Here is a 19647-nt window from a genome sequence, read left to right as displayed (position 1 = left end):
TGCCGCTGGTGCATCACAACCTGTTCTTCGGCGACGATCAGGCGCAGGAGTTCGGGCCGATCCTGCGTGGCCAGATGCCCGCCGATCCGACACTCTACCTCTGCGCCGAGGACCGATCCGGGGGCACGATACCCACGGGGCCGGAGCGCTTCGAGATCATCATGAACGCGCCGCCGGGCCAGCCCCTGCAGCCGGAGGAGGACCGCCAGTGCCGCACCAGAACCTTCGACCGGCTGAGCCGCTTCGGCCTGAACTTCGTTCCGCTGCCGGGGCCGGAATGCCTGACCGCCCCGACGGGGTTCGCCCGGATGTTCCCGGGCTCGCAGGGCTCGCTCTACGGGCTGAGCCCGCACGGGGCGCTGGCCTCGCTCCGGCGACCGCTGGCCCGGACCTCGCTGCCGGGGCTCTATCTGGCGGGCGGGGGCGCGCATCCGGGAGCGGGGGTGCCGATGGCGGCCCTCTCCGGCAGGCACGCGGCCGAGGCGATTCTGGCGGACCTTGCTTCAGCGTCCAGGTAGCGCCGGACGGATACGCCTGGTGGTATCTCGACGGCGTGTCGGACGAGGGCGACAAGGCCGTCTCGGTCATCGGCTTCATCGGCTCGGTCTTCTCGCCATGGTACCGCTGGTCGGGCCGGCGGGAGCCGCAGGACCATTGCTGCCTCAACGTCGTGACCTACGGCCCCGGCGGGCGTTTCACCATGACCGACCGTGGCCGGGCGGCGCTGCGGCAGAGCGACGAGCGGCTGACGGTCGGCCCCAGCTCGATGCGCTGGACCGGGCGGCAGCTGATCGTCGAGGTGAACGAGGTGAGCGCCCTGCCCCGGGTTTCGGCGGTCCGGGGGCGGATCGTGCTGACGCCGCAGGGGCTGACCGATGTCGAGGTGGCGCTGACCGAGGATGGCGCACATGTCTGGCGGCCCTTCGCGCCGACCTGCCGGATCGAGGTCGATCTGACGCAGGGCCACCGCTGGCAGGGGCATGGCTATCTCGACGCCAATTTCGGCAATGCGGCGCTGGAGGCGGATTTCCGGTTCTGGACATGGGGGCGCTACCCGGTGTCGGACGGCGCCGCCTGTTTCTACGACGCGACGCGCAAGGACGGATCGCGGCTGGAGATCGGCCTGCATGTCACGGCGGATGGCGAGGCGCGGATGATCCAGCCGCCGCCCGCCGCGCGCTTTGCCCGCAGCGGCTGGCTGGTGGAGCGGCACACCCCCGCCGATCCCGGCACGAAGCCGCGTCAGGTCATGCCGATGCTGGACGCCGCCCTTCTACACCCGGGCGCTGGTCGAGACGACGATCGACGGCGAGCGGACGGTTGGGGTGCATGAGGCGCTCGACCTGCGCCGCTTTGCCTCACCGCTGCTGATGCCGATGCTGGCGGTCAGGGTGCCGCGGCGGGCGGGATGGCGCTTCGGCGACGGCTGAGCGCCGCCGCCGAAAGACCGATCAGGCCCGCGCCTCGGGCAGCGCGCGGTTCAGCCGGATCGCCTCGAAGTTGAGGCCGGTCGCCGCGGTGGCCCAGATCAGATAGGGCACGAACATCACCCCGGCCCAGGTGTCGAGCTGGAAGAACGACCACATCGTCGCCGCCACCGCGATCCACATCACGATCACCACGACCAGCGCCGAGGCCATCCGCTTCAGCCCGAAGAACACCGGGGTCCAGAGCGTGTTGAAGGCGATCTGCACCGCATAGAAGGCCAGCGCCTGCCCCGAGTCGGGCAGCTGCGCCACGCGCATCGCGGCAAGGCTCATCAGGAAGTAAAGCGAGGTCCAGGCCACCGGGAAGACCCAGCGCGGCGGGTTCCAGACGGGTTTGTTCAGGTTGTCGTACCACTCGTCCGGCTTCATCATCGCGCCGGTGGTGGCAGGTGCTGCGCAGGCAGCGAGAAAGGTGAGGAAAAGCCCCCAGTCCATCATCATGACCGATACTCCAAGGTTACTCGCGCACAACCTAGACCGCCCGTGAGCGGTTCCCCAGTCTTTGCCGCGACAAAAGCCGGTCTTGTGCTTCAAGTTGCGCCAAAACCGACAGCAAGGCCTCGCTGCGCCCGCGATGCGCCCGGCTGCGGGCGGCGGCGCTCACCAGAAAGGCGACCTCGGGCTCCGGCGCGGCATGCAGTTGCGCCAAGGCGGGGCCGAAGGGCGAGGCGGCGGCGCGGGTGGCCGACAGGAGCAGCCAGCCCAGCTTCTGCGCCTTGCCGGTATGGGCGCGCCCGCTCACGCTGTCATAGCCGTGCCGCGCCACCTCGCCGCCGATCCCGGCATAGATGTAGCGCGCGGCATAGATGCCGGGGCGGCAGGCCAGAGGCAGCGCCGTCACCCCCGCCTCGGAGCGCTGGTAGAGCCGGTCGGCCTCGGCCAGCAGCCGGGCGGTGACGCGGCGGATGCGGTCGCAGGCGACGGGATTGGCGAGGAAGGCCTCGGGGCTGAGCCCCTCCGCCTCCATCCAGTCGCGCGGCAGGTAGACCCGGCCGGAGCGGGCATCCTCGCCGACGTCGCGGGCGATGTTGGTCAGCTGCATCGCGAGACCCAGATCGCAGGCCCGCGCCAGCGCATCGGCCTCGCGCACCCGCATCAGCACGCACATCATCGCCCCCACCGCGGCGGCGACGCGGGCGGAATAGTCGAGCACCCCCGACAGCGTGTCATAGGTCTTGCCGACCGCATCCCAGGCCAGCCCCTCCAGCAGGGCCTCCGGCAGGGCGCGGGGCATGTCGAACTCTTCCACCACCTGCGCGAAGGCGCGGTCGGCGGGGGCGTTGCGCGGGCGGCCCGCATAGACCAGCTCCAGCCGGTCGCGCAGCGACAGGACAGCGCGGGCCTTCACCTCGGCATCCTCGGCATGGCCGGAGCCCACCGCCTCGTCCACCGCATCATCGGCGACGCGGCAGAAGGCATAGAGCGCCAGCGCCGGATCGCGCACCGCGGCGGGCAGCAGTTTCGACGCTGCGTGGAAGGACAGCGAGCCGGTGCGGATCATCTCGCGGCAGGCCGCGAGGTCATTGGGGTCGATCATTCTGCAGCGAGCCTCAGGTCCGGGGCGGAGCGGGTGGCGGTGAAGCCGGGTGCGTCGGGGGCAAGCTTGCCCAGAACCTCGGCGGAGGCGACGACGCCGGGCAGGCCCGCGCCGGGATGGGTGCCCGCGCCGCAGAGGAACAGGCCCTTGGCCTCCTCCGAGACGTTGTGCGGGCGGAACCAGGCCGATTGCAGGATGCGCGGCTCGATCGAGAACGCGGCGCCGAAGGGGCTGAGGTAGCGGTCGCGGAACTGGTTCGGGGTAAAGACCAGCGAGGCGCTGATCGTCTCGCCGATGCCGGGCATATACTGCTCCAGCACGGTCTCGACGCTCTGGCGATAGGGCTCGGCCTCGCGGTCCCAATCCACCCCGTTGTCGAACTTCAGGTTCGGCACCGGCGAGAGCGCATAGAAGGTGTCGTCGCCTTCCGGCGCGACCGAGGGATCGGTGATCGAGGGGCGGTGCAGGTAGAGGCTCATGTCCTTGGCCAGCTTGCCCTTGATGAAGATGTCGTCGCAGAGCCCCTGATAACGCGGCGCGTTGAGGATGGTGTGGTGGCCGATGTCCTTCCAGCGGCCTGCCGTGCCCTTGGTGCCGAAATACCAGACGAAGAGCCCCATCGACCAGCGACGGCTGGCGACATGGTTGTCGGTCCAGCGTTTGCGCGGCAGGTTGCGCAGGAGCCGGGTGTAGGTGTGGCCCGCATCGGCGTTGGAGACGACGAGCGCCGCCGGCATCACCTCGCCCGTGCCGAGCCGCACGCCCTTGGCCACGCCCTTCTCGACGACGATCTCGTCCACCTCGGTCTTCAGCCGCAGGCTGCCGCCCTGCCCCTCGATCACCTTGGCCATCGCCTCGGCGATCGCCGCCACGCCACCCATGGCGTAATGCACGCCGAACTGCTTCTCGAGGTGGCTGACGAGGATATACATCGAGGTGACATGGAACGGGTCGCCGCCGATGAAAAGCGGGTGGAAGGACAGCGCCATCCGCAGCCGCTCATCCTTCACCCGGGCGGCGGCATGGGCATAGACCGACTTGTCGGCCCTGAGCATGCCGAAGGTCGGCAGCACCTTGATCAGATCCCAGAGCCTGTGCATCGACCGCCGCCCCAGATCCTCGAAGCCGAACCAGTAGCGCCGCTCGCTGTCCTTGAGGAAGCGGTCATAGCCCGGGAGATCGCCGGGCGAGAGCCGCGCCACCTCGGCCCGCATCGCCTCGGTCGACTGCCGCGCGGTGAAGGTGGAGCCATCGGGCCAGCGAATCTCGTAGAACGGGTCCATCGGGCGCAGGTCGACATCGGCGTCGAAGTCGCGCCCGCAGGCCGACCAGAGCTCGCGGAACACCTGCGGCACGGTGACGATGGTCGGCCCCAGATCGAAGCGGTGGCCGTTCTGGCTGATCGACGAGCCGCGCCCGCCGGGCATGTCGAGCTTGTCGATGACCGTCACCTTTCCAGCCCTTCGCCCCGAGGCGCATGGCGGAGGCAAGCCCCCCCATCCCGGCCCCGATCACGATGGCATGGTTGGCGCCAGCGGTGGTGGCGTTCGGGGTTCGGGCGGGGCGCAGAGGCTGATCTGTCAACATATCCGCACAATATACTGTCTAGTTCGATTTACAATCGTCCTTGAGACGGGTGCGACTTCGGGACTAATGTCGGCCGGGCAAGGTTAGATGTTGTATCGGCTTTACCCGTTTCTGCAGGAGGAAAACACATGCAGACTGTCACGCTCAGCTTCTTCCGCTTTGAGAGCTTCGAGAAGCGCCTCTGGGTCATCGGCCAGATGACCGCCAACGCGCTGGGCATGCACCATATGCCGAAGGCTAAATTCTGGAAGATGTTCGGCTCCGGCACCGGTCAGGGCTTCACCCCGAAGCCGAACTGGAACGTCTGGGCCATCCTCTCGGTCTGGCCCGACGAGGAGACCGCGCGCAAGCAGACCGTCGATTCGCCGATCTACGCGCGCTGGCACCGGATCGCCGACGAAAGCTACACCGTGCTGCTGTCGCCGACGAGCGCACGGGGCAAATGGGACATGAAGGAGCCTTTCGAGGCGCAAAAAGCCGAACCGGACATGCGGCCTATCGCCGCCCTGACCCGGGCCACGGTGAAGTTCTGGAAGGCCGAACGCTTCTGGGGCCGCGAGCCGGCGATCTCGAACGCCATCGGCAAGGATGCCAATGTGAAGTTCAAGATCGGCATCGGCGAGGTGCCCTTCGTGCAGCAGGTGACCTTCTCGGTCTGGCCCGACAGCAAGACGATGGACGCCTTCGCCCGCGCCGAGGGCCCGCACGCAAAGGCGATCGAGGCGGTGCGCGCCGAGGGCTGGTTCAAGGAAGAGCTCTACGCCCGTTTCCGCATCCTCGGCACTGTCGGCAAATGGGAGGGCAAGGACCCGATCGGCGCCGCGATCGCCGAGGCCGCCCCGGCGCCTGAGCCCAAGCCCCTGCCGGTCACCGAAGCCCCGAAACCGGCCGCCGCCCCGGCGAAACCGGCCTTCCAGCCCCAAGGCAAGCCCGGCAAACCGGGCCGTAGAGAGAACGCATGAAACAGCCTTTCCCCTTCTCGGCCATCGTCGGTCAGGAGCAGATGAAGCAGGCCATGGTCCTGACCGCGATCGACCCGGGCATCGGCGGCGTGCTGGTGTTCGGCGACCGCGGCACCGGCAAGTCGACCGCCGTCCGCGCTCTGGCAGCCCTGCTGCCGCCGATCACCGCGGTCGAGGGTTGCCCGGTGAACTCTGCCAGACCCGAGGATTGCCCGGAATGGGCGCATGTCGCCTCGAGCAGGCTGGTGGAAAGACCGACCCCCGTGGTCGATCTGCCGCTCGGCGTGACCGAGGACCGTGTCGTGGGCGCGCTCGACATCGAGCGCGCCCTGACCCGCGGCGAGAAAGCCTTCGAGCCGGGCCTCTTGGCCCGCGCCAATCGGGGCTATCTCTATATCGACGAGGTGAACCTTCTGGAGGATCACATCGTCGACCTGCTGCTCGATGTGGCCCAATCCGGCGAAAACGTCGTCGAACGCGAGGGCCTGTCGATCCGGCACCCCGCGCGCTTCGTGCTGGTGGGCTCGGGCAACCCCGAAGAGGGCGAGTTGCGCCCGCAGCTTCTGGACCGCTTCGGCCTGTCGGTCGAGGTGCGCAGCCCGCGCGACATCGAGACCCGCGTCGAGGTCATCCTGCGCCGCGACGCCTATGACAGCGATTTCGACGGCTTCATGGCGACATGGGGCGCCGAAGACGGCACCCTGCGCGAGCGCATCCTTGCCGCGCGCGCCGCGCTGCCGAAGCTCAAGACGCCCAACACCGTGCTGCACGATTGCGCGGCGCTCTGCATCGCGCTCGGCTCGGACGGGCTCAGGGGCGAGCTCACGCTGCTCAGGGCGGCCCGGGCGCAGGCGGCTTTCGAGGCCGCGCCGACCGTGACCCGCGCGCATCTGCGCGACGTGGCCAGCATGGCGCTGAGCCACCGGCTGCGGCGCGATCCGCTGGACGAGGCCGGATCGGGCGCGCGTGTCGCCCGCTGCGTGGCGGAGGTGCTGCCCTGACATCCGCTCCTGCATTCACCGCCTGGGAACGGGTGGAGGCAGCGCTGGCGCTGCTGGCCGTCGATCCCGCCGGGCTGAAGGGCCTGTGGCTGCGCGCCCGCGCCAGCCCGCTGCGCGATCTGGTGACCGGGGCGCTGACCTCGCTGCCGCTGCCGCTGCGCCGCATCCACCCGACCATCGGCGACGAGGCGCTGTTCGGCGGGCTCGATCTGGCGGCGACGCTGGCCTCGGGCGCGCCGGTCATCGCGCGGGGGCTCCTGGCCGAGCCCGCGGCGCTGGTGCTGGCCATGGCAGAGCGCTGCCCGGCGGGGCTCGCGGCCCGGCTGGGCGCGGCGCTGGATCAGCCGAAGCACTGCCTGATCGCGCTGGACGAGGGCGCGGAACGGGACGAGCTGCTGCCGAACGGGCTGATCGACCGGCTGGGGCTGTTCCTCGATCTCGACGGGCTGCAATCGGCCGACACCCGCCCTCCGGCGCTGGACGCTGACCGGCTGGCCGAGGCGCGGGCGCGGCTGCCGCACGTCATGCTTCCCGAACGGGCGGGCGAGACTTTGGCCCGCGTCGCGGCCCAGCTCGGCATCGCCAGCCTGCGCGCGCCGACGCTGGCGCTGGCCGCCGCCCGGGCGCAGGCGGCGCTGGAGGGGCATGATGTCGTCACCGAGGACGATCTGCGCCGGGCCTGCGATCTGGTCTTTGCCCATCGCGCCCTGCCGGCGTGCGAGGAATCCCCGCCCGAACCGGAGCCGCCGGAAGACAGCGAACCGCCCGAGGATCAGCCGCCGCCCGAGGAGCAGCAGGGCGAAGAGATTTTCCCCGAGGAGATGCTGGTGGAGGCGACCCGCGCCGCCCTGCCCGCCGACCTTCTGGCGCAGCTCGCCGCCGGTCGTGCGGCGCGGATGGCGCGCGGGGCCAGCGGCACCGGAGCGGCCAAGGGCGGCAACCGGCGCGGGCGGCCCCTGCCCTCGCGCGCCGGACTTCTGGGCACCGGCGCGCGGATCGACCTTGTGGCGACGCTGCGCGCCGCCGCCCCTTGGCAGCCGCTGCGCCGCAAGCAGCAGAACAGCGACGCGGTTCTGCTGGTGCGCCCCTCCGACATCCGGCTGAAGCGGTTCCGCGAGACCTCGGACCGGGTGCTGATCTTCGCGGTGGATGCCTCCGGCTCCTCCGCCATGGCGCGGCTGGCCGAGGCCAAGGGCGCGGTGGAGTTGCTGCTGGGGCAGGCCTATGCGCGGCGCGACCATGTGGCGCTGGTGGCCTTCCGCGGCCGCGATGCGGAACTGATGCTGCCGCCGACCCGCAGCCTGGTGCAGACCAAACGCCGTCTGGCAGGACTGCCGGGCGGTGGGGCGACGCCGCTGGCGCATGGCTTGCAGATGGCGCTGGCGGTGGGAATGCAGGCCCGCGCCCGCGGGCTGACACCGACCATCGCGCTTCTGACCGACGGGCGGGGCAATATCGCGCTCGACGGCTCGGCCAACCGGGCACAGGCGGAGGAGGATGCGCAGAAGCTGGCGACCTCGATCCGCGCCTCGGGCCTGCCCGCGTTGGTGATCGACACGGCGAACCGGCCGCAACCCGGGCTCGCGGCGCTGGCCCGGGCGCTGGATGCGCCCTATCTCGCCCTGCCCCGGGCGGATGCCTACAAGCTGTCGGCGGCCCTCGGTCAGGCGCTGGGGGACTGAGGATGGATCTGGCGCGCATGCCGCGGGACTGGCCGGGCCGCGCCGAGATGCGCCGGATCGACGCGGCGCCGCATCAGTGGTGCGTGTGGGAGACCGGCAGCGGCCCGACGCTGCTGCTGCTGCATGGCGCGGGCGGCTCGGCCCATTCCTGGCGCCAGCTGATCCCGCTGCTGGCGTCGGAGTATCACATCGTCGCCCCCGACCTGCCGGGCCAGGGCTTCACCCGGGCCGGGGCGCGGCGTTTCTCGCTCGACGCCATGGCCGAGGATCTCACCCGGCTCTGCGCCCATCAGGGCTGGCGCCCGGCGGCGATCATCGGCCACAGCGCCGGGGCGGCACTGGCGCTGCGGCTGACCGAGACCTTGCCCGAGCCGCCCCCCGCGGTGATCGGTCTCAACGCCGCGCTCGGGGCCTTCGAGGGCACGGCGGGCTGGCTGTTCCCCCTGGTGGCGAAGCTTCTGTCGCTGAACCCCTTCGTGCCGCGGATCTTCACCACGCTGTTCGGCGGCGCCGACAAGGTGGAGCGGCTGATCGGATCGACCGGATCGACGCTCGACGCCGCGGGGCTGCGGCAATATGCGGCGCTGGTCGGCGATCCGGTGCATGTCGAGGGCACGCTGGCGATGATGGCGCAATGGGATCTGCAGGGGCTACGCCGCCGTTTCCCGGCGATCGACGTGCCGGCGCTGCTCGTCGCCTCGGGCGGCGACCGCACCGTGCCGCCGCGCATTTCGCGCGAGGCGGCGGAGCGGTTGCCGCAGGGGCGTTACGTCGAGATCCCGCGGCTCGGCCATCTGGCGCATGAGGAAGACGCCGCGCAGGTCGCGGCGCTGATCCTGCCCTGGCTGGCGGAGAAGCTCTGACTACTGGACCAGATGCAGCTTGCCGAAGATCCGTTCCATATGCTCGGCGAGGTAGATCCGGAGCCAGGGCGTGAAACGCTCCGGCGTCGCCTCCACCTCGCGGGCAAGTTCGTGCAGCTCCACCCAGCGGGTTTCCCAGACCTCGTCCGGGTCGGGCGACACCGGCAGGTCGAGCGTCGCCTCGGCGAGGAAGATATCGACCACCTCATGCTCGATCAGCCCGTTGCCGACCTCGGCGCGGTATTCAACGCGATCGGCGAAGACCGTGACCAACCCGGAAATCCCCAGCTCCTCGCGCAGGCGGCGGAGGGCGCAGTGTTCCGCCTCCTCGCCCCAGCGCGGATGGGTGCAGCAGGTATTGGCCCAGAGCCCGGGCGTGTGATATTTGGAGGCCGCACGGCGCTGGATCAGCACCTTCGCGCCACACATGACGAAGACCGAGATCGCCATGTGCCGCAGACCGCGCTGATGCGCCTCGAGTTTCTCCACCGGCATCAGGCGACCATCGACCCAGGCAGGCACCATTTCCACGGCGCTGCTCATGTCCAGACCGGCGAGACGAGGCGCATCAGATGGGCGAGGTTCTTCACGCCGATCTTGAGATGCGCCATCGGGCGGGCGCTGACCAGTTTCTTGTTCATGTAAGCCTCAAAGGTCAGTTTCTGCACATCGGTGTCATGGCACAGGCTGACGAAACGCTCGCGCCGCTCGTCATCCCGGTAATAGGCATCCTGCATCGAGCGCAGAACCTTGAACACCGTCTTGTGATCCTTCATGAACAGCTTGCGCGCAAGCTGAAGATCGGTGGCGCGGCCGGATTTCAGCACGGCGAGGCAGGCTTTCGCCGCCACCTGACCGCCGACGAAGGCATAGTAGATCCCCTCGCCCGAAGACGGCGCCACCACCCCCGCCGCATCGCCCGCCAGCACCACGTCGCGGCCGTTGTCCCAGCGGTCCATCGGCCGAAGCGGGATCGGCGCACCCTCCTTGCGGATCGTCTCGCAGTCGGTGAGCCCGGATTGCACCCGGAGCGCCGCGGTGCAGGCCTTGAGGTCCACCCCGTCCACCCCGGTGCCCATGCCGACCGAGCAGTTCGGCCCGTGCGGGAAGACCCAGCCGTAGAAATCGGGGCTGATGCGCCCGTCGTAGATCACGTCGCAGCGGGTCGGATCGTAATCGACCCCGGTCGCCTCCAGCGGGGCCTTGATGATCTCGTGATAGGCGATGACATAGGGCGTCTTGTCGCCATCCGGCACCTCGGCCTTGGCCACGACCGAGCGCGCGCCATCGGCGCCGATCACCAGCTTCGTCTCGCTGCGCTGCTCCTCGCCGGTCAGCTTGTCGCGCCAGATGACGAAGGTATGGAAGCTGTCGCGCTCGATCCTGAGGAAGGTGCCGGTCAGCCGCTGGGCGCCGGATTTCACCGCCCGCCTGCGCAGCCATTCGTCGAAATGCTCGCGGTCGACCATGCCGACGAAGCCGCCCTCGATCGGGATGTCGACCTTGCGCCCGCTGGGCGAGACCATCCGCGCGGTGCGGATGCGGGCGACGATCTGGCTGTCGGGGATGTCGAAATCCGCGATCAGCCGGGGCGGGATCGCGCCGCCGCAGGGCTTGATCCGCCCGTCGCGATCCAGAAGCGCCACGCGCTTGCCGGCGCGGGCCAGCTCATCCGCGGCGGTCGCCCCGAAGGGCCGCCGCCCACCACGAAAACATCGTAAGCCATGGTCACTCTCCTGGCACAAGCCGCGTGGCGGGCATCACACGCCCGCCGTCCATGATCCGCAGCGCCATCAGGGCCGCCGCAACGAAAAGCCCGGCCTCGGCCAGGAAAACCAACCCGAAGGCCGAAGGCGCATCGGTCCAGAGCCGCAGCAGATCCGCCGCCGCCGCGCCGGCGAGCCCGCCGAAACCGGCCGCAACCGCCTGCGCCGCGCCCCAGAGCCCCATCCGGGTGCCCTCGCGCGCGCCGCGCCCCTCGCCCGCCAGCGCCATCATCGAGCCGATGGCGGCGACGGCGAACATGCCGTTGAACACGCCCATCAGCACGACGGCGGGGACCAGCAGCGGCAGGCCCGTCTGGCCCAGCAGGGCGATGCCGGTCAGCGACAGCGCCGAGCCGAGACAGCCCACCATCACCCAGCCGCGCAGGTCGCCCAGCTTCAGCCCGGTGGCGCCGATGCCGACAGCCAGCATCCCGAGGAACACCCCGCCGTTCTGCGCCCCTGACAGCGAGGTCGACTGGCCGGGGGTGAAGCCGAAGACCAGCCCGGCATAGGGCTCGAGGATCAGCTCCTGGGTGAAATAGGCGGTCATCGACAGGAAGACGAAGAGGGTGAAGGCCCGCGCCTTCGGCTCGGCCCAGACCTCGCGCAGCCCCTCGCGGAATGGCGTCGGATCGGGCTCGGGCCGGGCGACGAGGCCGCGCTCGATGCGGAACACGGCGAGCGCGGTCAGCGCCACCGCGCCGAGGCAGACGGCGCCGACGATCTCGAGCAGCAGCCGCGGCGAATAGGGTTCAAGCAGCCGGCCGACGACGCCTGCCGTCAGGGCGATGCCGAAGATCATCATCAGCCAGGTGATCGTCGCCGCCGCGGCGCGCCGGTCGGGCCGGGTGCAGGTGGCCAGCAACGCCAGGAGTGAGGTGCCGGAGGCCCCCGCCCCGAGGCCGATCAGCGCATAGGCGAGGAAGGAGATCGCCAGCCCCGGCCAGAAGGCGGTCTGCATCAGCACCACACCCAGAGCCGCGGCAAAACCGCCCGCCGCCAGCACGACCATGCCGCCGAGGATCCAGACCGTGCGGTTGCCGCCGGTGTCCGACTTGTAGCCCCAGGACGGCCGGGTGATCTGGATCGCGTAATGCAGCGCCACCATCAGGCCCGAGAGCACCGCCGGCAAGGCCAGCTCCACCACCATCAGCCGGTTCAGCGTCGAGGTGGTGAGCACGACGATGGCCCCGAGGCACATCTGCACCAGACCGAGCCGGAAGATGGCGAGCCAGCCGAGCGTCACTGCATCGCCTCCAGCGTGCGGATGGCGAAGGCCGAGACCATCATCCCCGAAACATATAGGACGACGCCGGTACCGTTGTACCAAGGCGCCTTGGCCTTGGGATCGCGCAGCATCACCCGCATGGCGGCAAGCTGCGCCAGCAGCAGCGCCGTCACCGCCAGCGCATGATACGGACGGCCCCAGATCAGCAGCAGCGCGATGACCAGAAGCTGCGCCATCGCCATCACGGTGCAGGCGATCTTGGCCGCGACCTCCGGCCCCAGCATGACCGGGAGCGAGCGCACTCCATGCTGGCGGTCACCCTCCAGCGCCTTGAAATCGTTGAGCGTCATGATGCCATGCGCGCCGAAGGCATAGAGCGCGGCCAGCGTCACGACATAGAAGCTCGGCACGCCCTGCGCCAGCACGGCGGCGCCGGTGAACCAGGGCAGCCCCTCGTAGCAGAGCCCGACCAACCCCGGCCCCCACCAGCCCGACCGCTTCAGCCGCACCGGCTCGGCCGAATAGGCCCAGGCCGCCAGCACGCCGAACATGGTGGCGTAGAAGCCCCAGGGCCCCAGCATCCAGCCCACCGCCAGCGCGACGACCGACATGGCCAGCGCGATCCACAGGCCCCAGCGGCCCGGGATGCGGCCCGAGGGGATCGGGCGGTAGGGCTCGTTCACCGCATCGACATGGCGGTCGCACCAGTCGTTCGCCGCCTGGCTCATGCCGCAGACGATCGGCCCGGCGAGAACCATGCCGAGGATCACCATCGGCCAGTTCGATCCGAAGCCCACGCCCGCCGAGACGGCGCCGCAGAGATAGGCCCAGATCGGCGGGAACCAGGTGATCGGCTTGATCAGCTCCAGCATCGCTGCAGGCTGGGGAATGGAGCGGGTTTGTAAGGAAAGATTTACACTCATGTGTAAACTAAACACTACATGGGGGAGTCGGGCAAGAGGATTGCCGCGCTCGGTGGGGCCGCATCCGGGGCGTCAGCGCCCGTTCGGCAGCAGTTCGAAACGGCAGGCCGAAGCCCCGCAGGCGCAGCAGGCAGTCTCGCGCACCGCGACATTCGGCCAGACCAGCCGGGAAAACAGCCGCTCGAAGACGGCGGCATGCCAGTGGCAGAGCGGTTCGGCCGCGACCTCGCCCGCCACCAGCGGATTTGCGGCGATCTCGAAGACCAGCGGATTCTGCAACACGATGCGGAAGCGGCCCGACCCGACGAAGGTCCAGGCGTGCTTGGCGATGGCCGCGCAGAGCAGCCGCGCGCCGAGCCGGGCCGGCAGCGCGCGGATGATCGTCTTGGCGAAGCCCGGGATGCGGTTGGCGAGGATGTAGTCGCCCGTGCCGAGCCCGGCGTCACGCAGAAGCTGCGGCGCCTCGGCGGGCCAGATCCGGCGCACCACCCCGTGCAGGCTGGCCACGCCGATCTCGGGCAGCATCCCCGCATCGGCCCCCGGTCGTGGGATACCTGCCGCCGCCAGCGCCTGCCCGGAGGCGTCGGGCCCGAAGGCCCGGTCGAGCACCGGCAGGAGCTGCAGCACGGCGTTGGGGCCGATGCGGGAGACGGCCGGGGCGGCAGGATGCAGCAACCCGGTGTTCGGCGCGTTCATCGCGGCTCACTCCGCCGGACGGACAAGGGGCCTGTCCGCGGCCGCCTTCGCCTCGCGGGCGCTCATCGGCACATCGAACTCGTCCATCTGCTGCTTGCCGCCGCCGCAGGCCATCGGCATGGCCGGCTGGTCCTCCATCTGCTGGCGCCCGCCGCCGCAGGCCAGCGGCGCGAGGATCGGGACCTCGCCCCGGCCTGCCACGGCATTGCGCTCGGCCGCGCGTTCCTTGCCCTGGGCCCGAAGCGCCTCGCGGCGTTCGGCGGCCTTCGCGGCCTTGTCGGCGCTGGCCTCCCAGTCGGCCATCTGCGCATTGCCGATCTTGCGGGTCTCGTCGAAGTGGAAGTCCACCTTGTTCTTCGACTGCGGCCCCCAGTAACCGGCCTTGCCCAGATCGTAGAAGGTCCGCCCCACCCCGGCCTTCAGGAAGGCCTTGAGACAGCCGAGCAGGTAGCGGCGGCGGAAGCCCGTCCCGCGCCAGGGATAATGGAACAGCGCCTTCTTCATGTAGAAGCGGCGGTAGTTGTTCATCACCCCGTCGAGCAGCTCGCCGCGGGTCAGCGCCTTGGGCTTCATGATCGGCGTGACGAAATTGTATTTCGAGTAGTCGAAGACCTCGACCTGATCCTTCAGCTCCTGGAACAGCGGGGTGAAGGGCCAGGGCGTGTACATCGCCCAGTTGGCGAGATCCGGCTGCCAGTCCCAGGCCATCTGGTAGGTCTCTTCCAGCGTCTCCTTGGTCTCGTTGTCGAGACCGACGATGAACTGCGCCTCGGTGAAGATGTCGGCCTCGCGCAGAAGGCGGATCGCCTCCTTGTTCTCGGCGACCGTGGTCTCCTTGTTGAACACGTCGAGCTTCAGCTGCGCCGCGGCTTCGGTACCGAGCGAGATGTGCACTAGACCGGCGCTGCGGTAGAACTTCAAGAGCTCCTTGTCGCGCTTGATGTCGGTGACGCGGGTGTTGATGCCCCATTTCACCTTGTCCGGCAGGCCGCGGGCGATCATCTCCTCGCAGAATTCGATGAACTTCTTGCGGTTGATGGTCGGCTCCTCGTCGGCGAGGATGAAGAAGCCGACGCCCTGCTCGTTCACCAGCTTCTCGATCTCGTCGACCACCTTCTTTGGATCGCGCACCCGGTAGTCGCGCCAGAACTTCCACTGCGAGCAGAAGGAGCAGGTGAAGGGGCAGCCGCGCGCCATGTTCGGGATGGCGACGCGTACGCCAAGCGGGGTGTAGATGTAGTTCTTCCAGTTCAGGATCGACCAGTCCGGCTCGATGCCGTCGAGATCCTTGATGGTCGGCGCCGCCTGGGTGGCGATGATCTCGTCGCCGTCGAGGAAGGCGAGACCCTTGATCTCGCGCTTGTCGGCCTCGTAACGGCCCTCCTCCACGGCCTTCATCAGGTTGACGAGGATCTCCTCGCCCTCGCCGCGGACGATGACGTCGATCCAGGGCGCCTCCTCCAGCACCTGGCGGAACATGAAGGTGGCGTGGATGCCGCCCAGCACGCGCAGCGCGTTCGGCGCGACTTCCAGCGCCAGCTTCAGCAGCGCCTCGGATTCGTAGATCGAGGGGGTGATCGCCGTGGTTGCGACGACATCGGGCTTCAGCGCGATGAACTTCTCGCGCAGCTGGTCATGCGAGATGTGGTCGGTCATCGCGTCGATGAAATGGATGTCGTCGAAGCCGTTCTTCTTCAGCGCCCCCGCCAGATACGCAACCCATGCCGGCGGCCAGCTGCCGGCAATCTCAGCGCCGCCGGAATGGTAATTGGGGTGAACGAATACAATGCGCATGGTGGACTCCCGCTGTGTCCAGTTCAGTTGACACATTTCGATCTGCGGGAATTTGATACATGTCAAAGCGACCATTCGTACCGACGGCGGCGGCGCGGGGGCGCTCGGGGCATGGGGGATCTGACGGGCGGCCGCGCGGGCCGCCCTATTCGTCGCGGTTCAAGAGACCGAACTTGCGCAACTTCACGTAAAGCGACTGGCGCGACAGGCTCAGCATCTCGGCCGCGGCCACGCGGTTGTTGCGGGTCAGCTCCAGCGCGGTCTCGATGCACATTTTTTCAACGACATCCGTGGTTTCCGCCACGATGTCCTTGAGGGTGGAATTGCCCACCAGCTCCATCACGTTGCGCGCCGGCTCGTCCGGCGCGGCGGCGGGCGCGGCCGGACGCCGCAGGGTCTCGGCCCGGCTGGCGTCGCGGACCACGAGGACCAGCAGCGGCTGCGGCCGGTCGGCGAGCCAGGTCGCCGACAGCTCTGCGGCAATCTGCCCCGCGAAATCGGTGGTGAGTCGGGTGGCGTAGAGCCGCAACTGTCCGGTCCGCTTGACACTGTCGAGCAGCACCCGCAGGTCCACCGTGCCGCGGGCGAGGAAATCCGCCAGCGACCGGCCGCGCACCGAGGCTAGGCTGGACGAGTCGGTCAGGTTCAGGAAGGCCTCGTTCGCGCCGCGGATCACGCCCTCGGCGTCGGTGAAGACGATACCGTCCACCCCCTGATGGTAGAGCCGCGCCAGATTGTCGGTCAGCTCGTCCGAAGTGGTCACCGCCGCCTCCGCCGGGTCGAGCTGGCACAAAAGTAGCCGCTCGCCCGCGGCGCGGAACACCTTGGGCGTCACCATCAGCCGCTTCTGCGACCGGCGCGCGGTCAGCTCCATCGGCGTCGCGGCATCGGCCACGGCGAGGTTGCTCATGGTCTCCATGAACTCGCCGCGCCGCCGGCCCTCGAACTCCTGCGCGATGGCCGCGCCCAGCAGGTCCTGCCGCACCCCGCCCAGAAGACCGGCCGCCGCCTGGTTCAGATCGGAGATCCGGCCGGTGGACATGCTGATCAGCAGCATCGGGTCGCGCGACACGTCCATGATGACGCGGTAGCGCGTCTCCATCTCGCGCTGGGTCTCGTAGTCGCGCTCCATCGCCAGCTGCGCCGAGACCAGCTGCTGCTGCACCTCGGCGATCGGGCGCAGGTCGCGGCCCAGCATCAAGACCGACTGGTCGGCCTCGATCCGGTGCATGGAATAGCGCACCGGGAATTCGAAATTGCGGTGGTCGGCATGGTTCAGCTCCACCGCGACCGAGCCCTTGCCGCTCTGCAGCGTCGCCAGCCTCAGCTTGAACTTGGCGAGGCTCTCGCTGGTCAGCACGTCCTGGATGTTCGCCCCCTCCCAGGCCGAAAGCTGGCCGAAGGAGGAGTGGTGCGGGTTGATCAGCACCGACTCGATGCGGCCGCCTTCCGAGACGAGCAGCGAGATGTCGGCAGCGGTCGAGATGATCTCGCTCAGCAGGTCGGGTGCGAGGAGCGGGAGCTTGCCGCTGTTGAGAAGATGTCTGCCGTCTGATGTCACGGGGCTACCGATTCTTCTTGCCGCCTACCCGAACGCGGGACAGCGGATGTTAGGCACGCTGTCGCGCGCGGATGGGACCTGCGGTGAGCCCGCAGACCTGAAGCGCCACGTCGAGGTCGCTGGTCACGATATCCGCCCCCAGATCTGCCCCGAGCCATGGCGATGCCTCCCCGTTCCCCACCAGCGCCGCGCCGCCGACCGCGACCGGCACCCTGTTGCCCGAGAAGTCTTTGACCGTTTTTACTAACTTTCCGCAAACTTCAAGTTTATCCGTGGTTGCAACCGAAAGTAAGACCGCATCGAAGCCCCTGCGGGCGAAGAGCGCCCTCAGCTCCGAGACTTCCGGCCCGATCCTCAGGCAGACCGACACGCCCGCACGGCGCAGCCGCGACGTGGCCAGCATCGCCCCCAGCGTGTGCTGCTCGCCCGGCGGCATCAGCACCAGCGCGGTGGGCCCGTCGCGTGCACCGCCGTCATCCGCCGTCCAGCCCTCGGCAAGACCGCGCAGGATCGCCTGCAGCCGGGCAGCGCCGATGCTGACCTCGGCGAAGCTGGCGCTGTCCTCGTGCCAGCCCTGCCCCAGCCGCTGCGCCACCTCGGGGATGTAGAGATCCGCCAGCGCCGCCGGCCCGATCCGCGCCCGCCGCAGTTCGGCCTTCAACAGCGCCAGCGGCCGCGGATCGAAGCTGCGCACCGCCGCCATCAGCTGCAGCACCAGCGCCTCGCGCAGCACCGGCGGGGCTGCGACATCACGCGTCACCAGCCGGGAGACGACTTCGGCGGCGAAGTGGGTTAAAGCGGACGGGGCCGCGCCGGCGCGGTCCGTCATCGCCCTGTGCTGACCGTCGTGCATCTGCCGCGCTCCGCAAAGGCGCCGGGACCGGGAGCGCCTCGCCTCCCGCCGCGGGCCTTCGCCCGGGTCCGGGAGGGGCGCTCGCAAGCGGTCCAGGGCGCTGGTGCCCGACTGTCCAACAGCGCCGAAAAAATGTCAAAGTAAATTGACACTCCGGAATCGGCCTGAAGGGCCATTCACGAATAACTACATGATTTACATCAACCTAATGCGAAAAATGCATCTTTTGCCCGCGACGATTTGCGCAGCCGAAACCGGCCCATCCGCCGCAAAACATGTAAGTTAGAGTTGACACTTTCGGAATCGAGACGGTAATCTCGGCCATCGGCAGCCCCTGTCCTTGGGCTTCTCTGCGGAAGGCAAAGGTAAAGATGCAGCTCTCCCCCCAAGCCCCGCGCAAGCGCCTCTACACCGAGGCCGAGCGCGCCCGGCGCGACGCCACCCCCTGGACGCTGGTGCAGGCCATCCTTGCGCCGGCGCAGTTCTTGGCCTTCGCCGTCTCGCTGGCGCTGGTGCTGTATTTCCTCGTCACCGGCGAGGGATACACCGCGGCCACGATCTCGATCCTCGTCAAGACGGCGCTGCTCTATCTCATCATGGTCACCGGCGCGATCTGGGAGAAGACTGTCTTCGGCCAGTATCTCTTCGCCCCCGCCTTCTTCTGGGAGGACGTGTTCTCCTTCGCGGTGATCGCGCTGCACACGGCCTATCTCTGGGCGCTGTTCAGCGGCAGCGTCTCGCCCGCCGGGCAGATGGTGATCGTGCTGGCCGCCTACGCCACCTATGTCATCAACGCCGGGCAGTTCCTCTGGAAGCTGCGCCTCGCCCGCCTCGATCTGGAGGCCGTGCAATGACCGTCGCCCAGCTTCCCGTCCCGCCCGCCCGCGGCTGCCGCACCACGCCGCTCCTGAAGGAGCGCGGCCAGCGCGAGGTGTTCTGCGGCCTGACCGGCATCATCTGGCTGCACCGCAAGATGCAGGACGCCTTCTTCCTCGTCGTGGGCTCGCGCACCTGCGCCCATCTGCTGCAGTCCGCCGCAGGGGTGATGATCTTCGCCGAGCCGCGCTTCGGCACCGCCATCCTCGAGGAGAAGGACCTCGCCGGTCTCGCCGACGCCAATGCCGAGCTCGACCGCGAGGTGGCGCGGCTTCTGGCCCGCCGGCCCGACATCCGCCAGCTCTTCCTCGTCGGCTCCTGCCCCTCCGAGGTGATCAAGCTCGACCTGCACCGCGCGGCCGAGCGGCTCTCGGCGCTGCACGCGCCTTCGGTCAGGGTCTACAACTACAGCGGCTCCGGCATCGAGACGACCTTCACCCAGGGCGAAGACGCCTGCCTCGCCGCCATGGTCCCCGCCCTGCCCACAACCACGGCGCGCGAGCTGCTGCTGGTCGGCGCGCTGCCCGATGTGGTCGAGGATCAGGCGCTGGCGCTCTTGAAGGCGCTCTGCATCGGCCCGGTCCGCTGCCTGCCCGCCCGCACCGCCGATGGCCTGCCGGGCGTCGGGCCGAACACCGTCTTCGCCCTGACCCAGCCCTTCCTCGGCGACACCCATGCCGCCCTGATCGGCCGCGGCGCCCGCCACATCCCGGCGCCCTTCCCATTCGGCGAAGAGGGCACCACCGCCTGGCTCGCCGCCGTCGCCGCCGAGTTCGGCGTCCCGCCCGCGCTCTTCGAGCAGGTCACCGCCGCCCCCGCGCCCGCGCCGCA

At 69.2% G+C, this 19647-nt stretch carries 18 protein-coding genes and 2 pseudogenes; 9 read left to right on the top strand and 11 right to left on the bottom strand.

Going from position 1 to position 19647, the window contains the following annotated elements:
* The 3 genes from C5F48_RS15380 to C5F48_RS26605 form a co-directional block, all read left to right on the top strand.
* Positions 1 to 518, top strand: a 518-nt coding sequence (locus C5F48_RS15380) for a phytoene desaturase family protein (protein WP_181247710.1), incomplete at its 5' end; no start/stop codon positions are given.
* Between the two features lie 35 nt (positions 519 to 553).
* Complete coding sequence (locus C5F48_RS15375) at positions 554 to 1333, top strand: carotenoid 1,2-hydratase family protein (RefSeq protein ID WP_502525977.1); 780 nt, start codon at positions 554 to 556, stop codon at positions 1331 to 1333.
* Positions 1326 to 1430, top strand: a complete 105-nt coding sequence (locus C5F48_RS26605) for a carotenoid 1,2-hydratase family protein (RefSeq protein ID WP_502525976.1) — start codon at positions 1326 to 1328, stop codon at positions 1428 to 1430. The genes C5F48_RS15375 and C5F48_RS26605 overlap by 8 nt, the downstream gene beginning before the upstream one ends.
* Positions 1431 to 1451: 21 nt before the next feature.
* Here the strand turns inward: C5F48_RS26605 and tspO are convergent, their stop codons facing one another.
* The 3 genes and pseudogenes from tspO to C5F48_RS15360 all read right to left on the bottom strand — a co-directional run bounded on the left by tspO (position 1452) and on the right by C5F48_RS15360 (position 4611).
* On the bottom strand, positions 1452 to 1928 hold the full coding sequence (gene tspO / locus C5F48_RS15370; protein WP_107664771.1) for a tryptophan-rich sensory protein TspO: 477 nt from the start codon (positions 1926 to 1928) through the stop codon (positions 1452 to 1454).
* Between the two features lie 31 nt (positions 1929 to 1959).
* Entirely contained in the window at positions 1960 to 3024 is a 1065-nt protein-coding gene (gene crtB / locus C5F48_RS15365) for a 15-cis-phytoene synthase (RefSeq protein ID WP_107664770.1), read from the bottom strand.
* Positions 3021 to 4611, bottom strand: a pseudogene (locus C5F48_RS15360) (phytoene desaturase). The gene crtB and the pseudogene C5F48_RS15360 overlap by 4 nt, the downstream one beginning before the upstream one ends.
* Positions 4612 to 4739: 128 nt before the next feature.
* On the opposite strand from C5F48_RS15360, the gene crtA reads away from it, so the two are divergent.
* The 4 genes from crtA to bchO are packed head-to-tail and all read left to right on the top strand — an operon-like array spanning position 4740 to position 9119.
* A complete protein-coding gene (crtA, locus tag C5F48_RS15355) occupies positions 4740 to 5573 on the top strand; it encodes a spheroidene monooxygenase (RefSeq protein ID WP_107664769.1) in 834 nt (277 codons plus the stop codon).
* Positions 5570 to 6574: a magnesium chelatase ATPase subunit I gene (gene bchI / locus C5F48_RS15350; RefSeq protein ID WP_107664768.1), complete on the top strand. Its 1005-nt coding sequence runs from the start codon at positions 5570 to 5572 to the stop codon at positions 6572 to 6574. The genes crtA and bchI overlap by 4 nt, the downstream gene beginning before the upstream one ends.
* Positions 6571 to 8256, top strand: coding sequence for a magnesium chelatase subunit D (locus tag C5F48_RS15345; RefSeq protein ID WP_107664772.1), 1686 nt, complete (start codon positions 6571 to 6573; stop codon positions 8254 to 8256). Before bchI ends, C5F48_RS15345 begins: the two co-directional genes overlap by 4 nt.
* A 2-nt stretch (positions 8257 to 8258) precedes the next feature.
* Positions 8259 to 9119 (top strand): alpha/beta fold hydrolase BchO, encoded by an 861-nt coding sequence (gene bchO / locus C5F48_RS15340; protein WP_107664767.1) that lies wholly within the window; start codon positions 8259 to 8261, stop codon positions 9117 to 9119.
* On the opposite strand, the gene idi is transcribed toward bchO, so the two are convergent.
* The 8 genes and pseudogenes from idi to C5F48_RS15300 form a co-directional block, all read right to left on the bottom strand.
* Complete coding sequence (idi, locus tag C5F48_RS15335; RefSeq protein WP_245941399.1) at positions 9120 to 9662, bottom strand: isopentenyl-diphosphate Delta-isomerase; 543 nt, start codon at positions 9660 to 9662, stop codon at positions 9120 to 9122. It lies immediately after the preceding gene.
* A pseudogene (locus C5F48_RS15330) lies at positions 9659 to 10845 on the bottom strand (geranylgeranyl diphosphate reductase). Before C5F48_RS15330 ends, idi begins: the two are co-directional and overlap by 4 nt.
* A 2-nt stretch (positions 10846 to 10847) precedes the next feature.
* Entirely contained in the window at positions 10848 to 12131 is a 1284-nt protein-coding gene (locus C5F48_RS15325) for a BCD family MFS transporter (RefSeq protein WP_107664765.1), read from the bottom strand.
* The gene (gene chlG, locus C5F48_RS15320) at positions 12128 to 13036 is read right to left on the bottom strand and encodes a chlorophyll synthase ChlG (protein ID WP_107664764.1); all 909 of its coding nucleotides are present in this window, start codon (positions 13034 to 13036) and stop codon (positions 12128 to 12130) included. The genes C5F48_RS15325 and chlG overlap by 4 nt, the downstream gene beginning before the upstream one ends.
* Before the next feature lie 72 nt (positions 13037 to 13108).
* Entirely contained in the window at positions 13109 to 13732 is a 624-nt protein-coding gene (bchJ, locus tag C5F48_RS15315; RefSeq protein WP_107664763.1) for a bacteriochlorophyll 4-vinyl reductase, read from the bottom strand.
* A gap of 6 nt (positions 13733 to 13738) precedes the next feature.
* Positions 13739 to 15526 carry a magnesium-protoporphyrin IX monomethyl ester anaerobic oxidative cyclase gene (gene bchE, locus C5F48_RS15310; RefSeq protein WP_107664762.1) on the bottom strand — a complete coding sequence of 596 codons (1788 nt, stop codon included), beginning with the start codon at positions 15524 to 15526 and terminating at the stop codon, positions 13739 to 13741.
* A gap of 145 nt (positions 15527 to 15671) precedes the next feature.
* Positions 15672 to 17087: a transcriptional regulator PpsR gene (gene ppsR / locus C5F48_RS15305; RefSeq protein WP_107664761.1), complete on the bottom strand. Its 1416-nt coding sequence runs from the start codon at positions 17085 to 17087 to the stop codon at positions 15672 to 15674.
* 49 nt (positions 17088 to 17136) lie between these two features.
* Entirely contained in the window at positions 17137 to 17940 is an 804-nt protein-coding gene (locus tag C5F48_RS15300) for a cobalamin B12-binding domain-containing protein (protein WP_107664760.1), read from the bottom strand.
* 371 nt (positions 17941 to 18311) lie between these two features.
* On the opposite strand from C5F48_RS15300, the gene bchF reads away from it, so the two are divergent.
* Both bchF and C5F48_RS15290 read left to right on the top strand, forming a co-directional pair.
* Complete coding sequence (bchF, locus tag C5F48_RS15295) at positions 18312 to 18794, top strand: 2-vinyl bacteriochlorophyllide hydratase (protein ID WP_107664759.1); 483 nt, start codon at positions 18312 to 18314, stop codon at positions 18792 to 18794.
* A partial coding sequence (locus C5F48_RS15290; protein WP_107664758.1) for a ferredoxin:protochlorophyllide reductase (ATP-dependent) subunit N occupies positions 18791 to 19647 on the top strand: 857 nt, incomplete at its 3' end. The genes bchF and C5F48_RS15290, both read left to right, overlap by 4 nt.

Origin of the sequence: Cereibacter changlensis JA139 (genome assembly GCF_003034985.1) — a bacterium.
Lineage (GTDB): Bacteria > Pseudomonadota > Alphaproteobacteria > Rhodobacterales > Rhodobacteraceae > Cereibacter > Cereibacter changlensis.
Note: the sequence above shows the minus strand (reverse complement) of the source record. Positions and strands in the feature narration are given on the sequence as shown.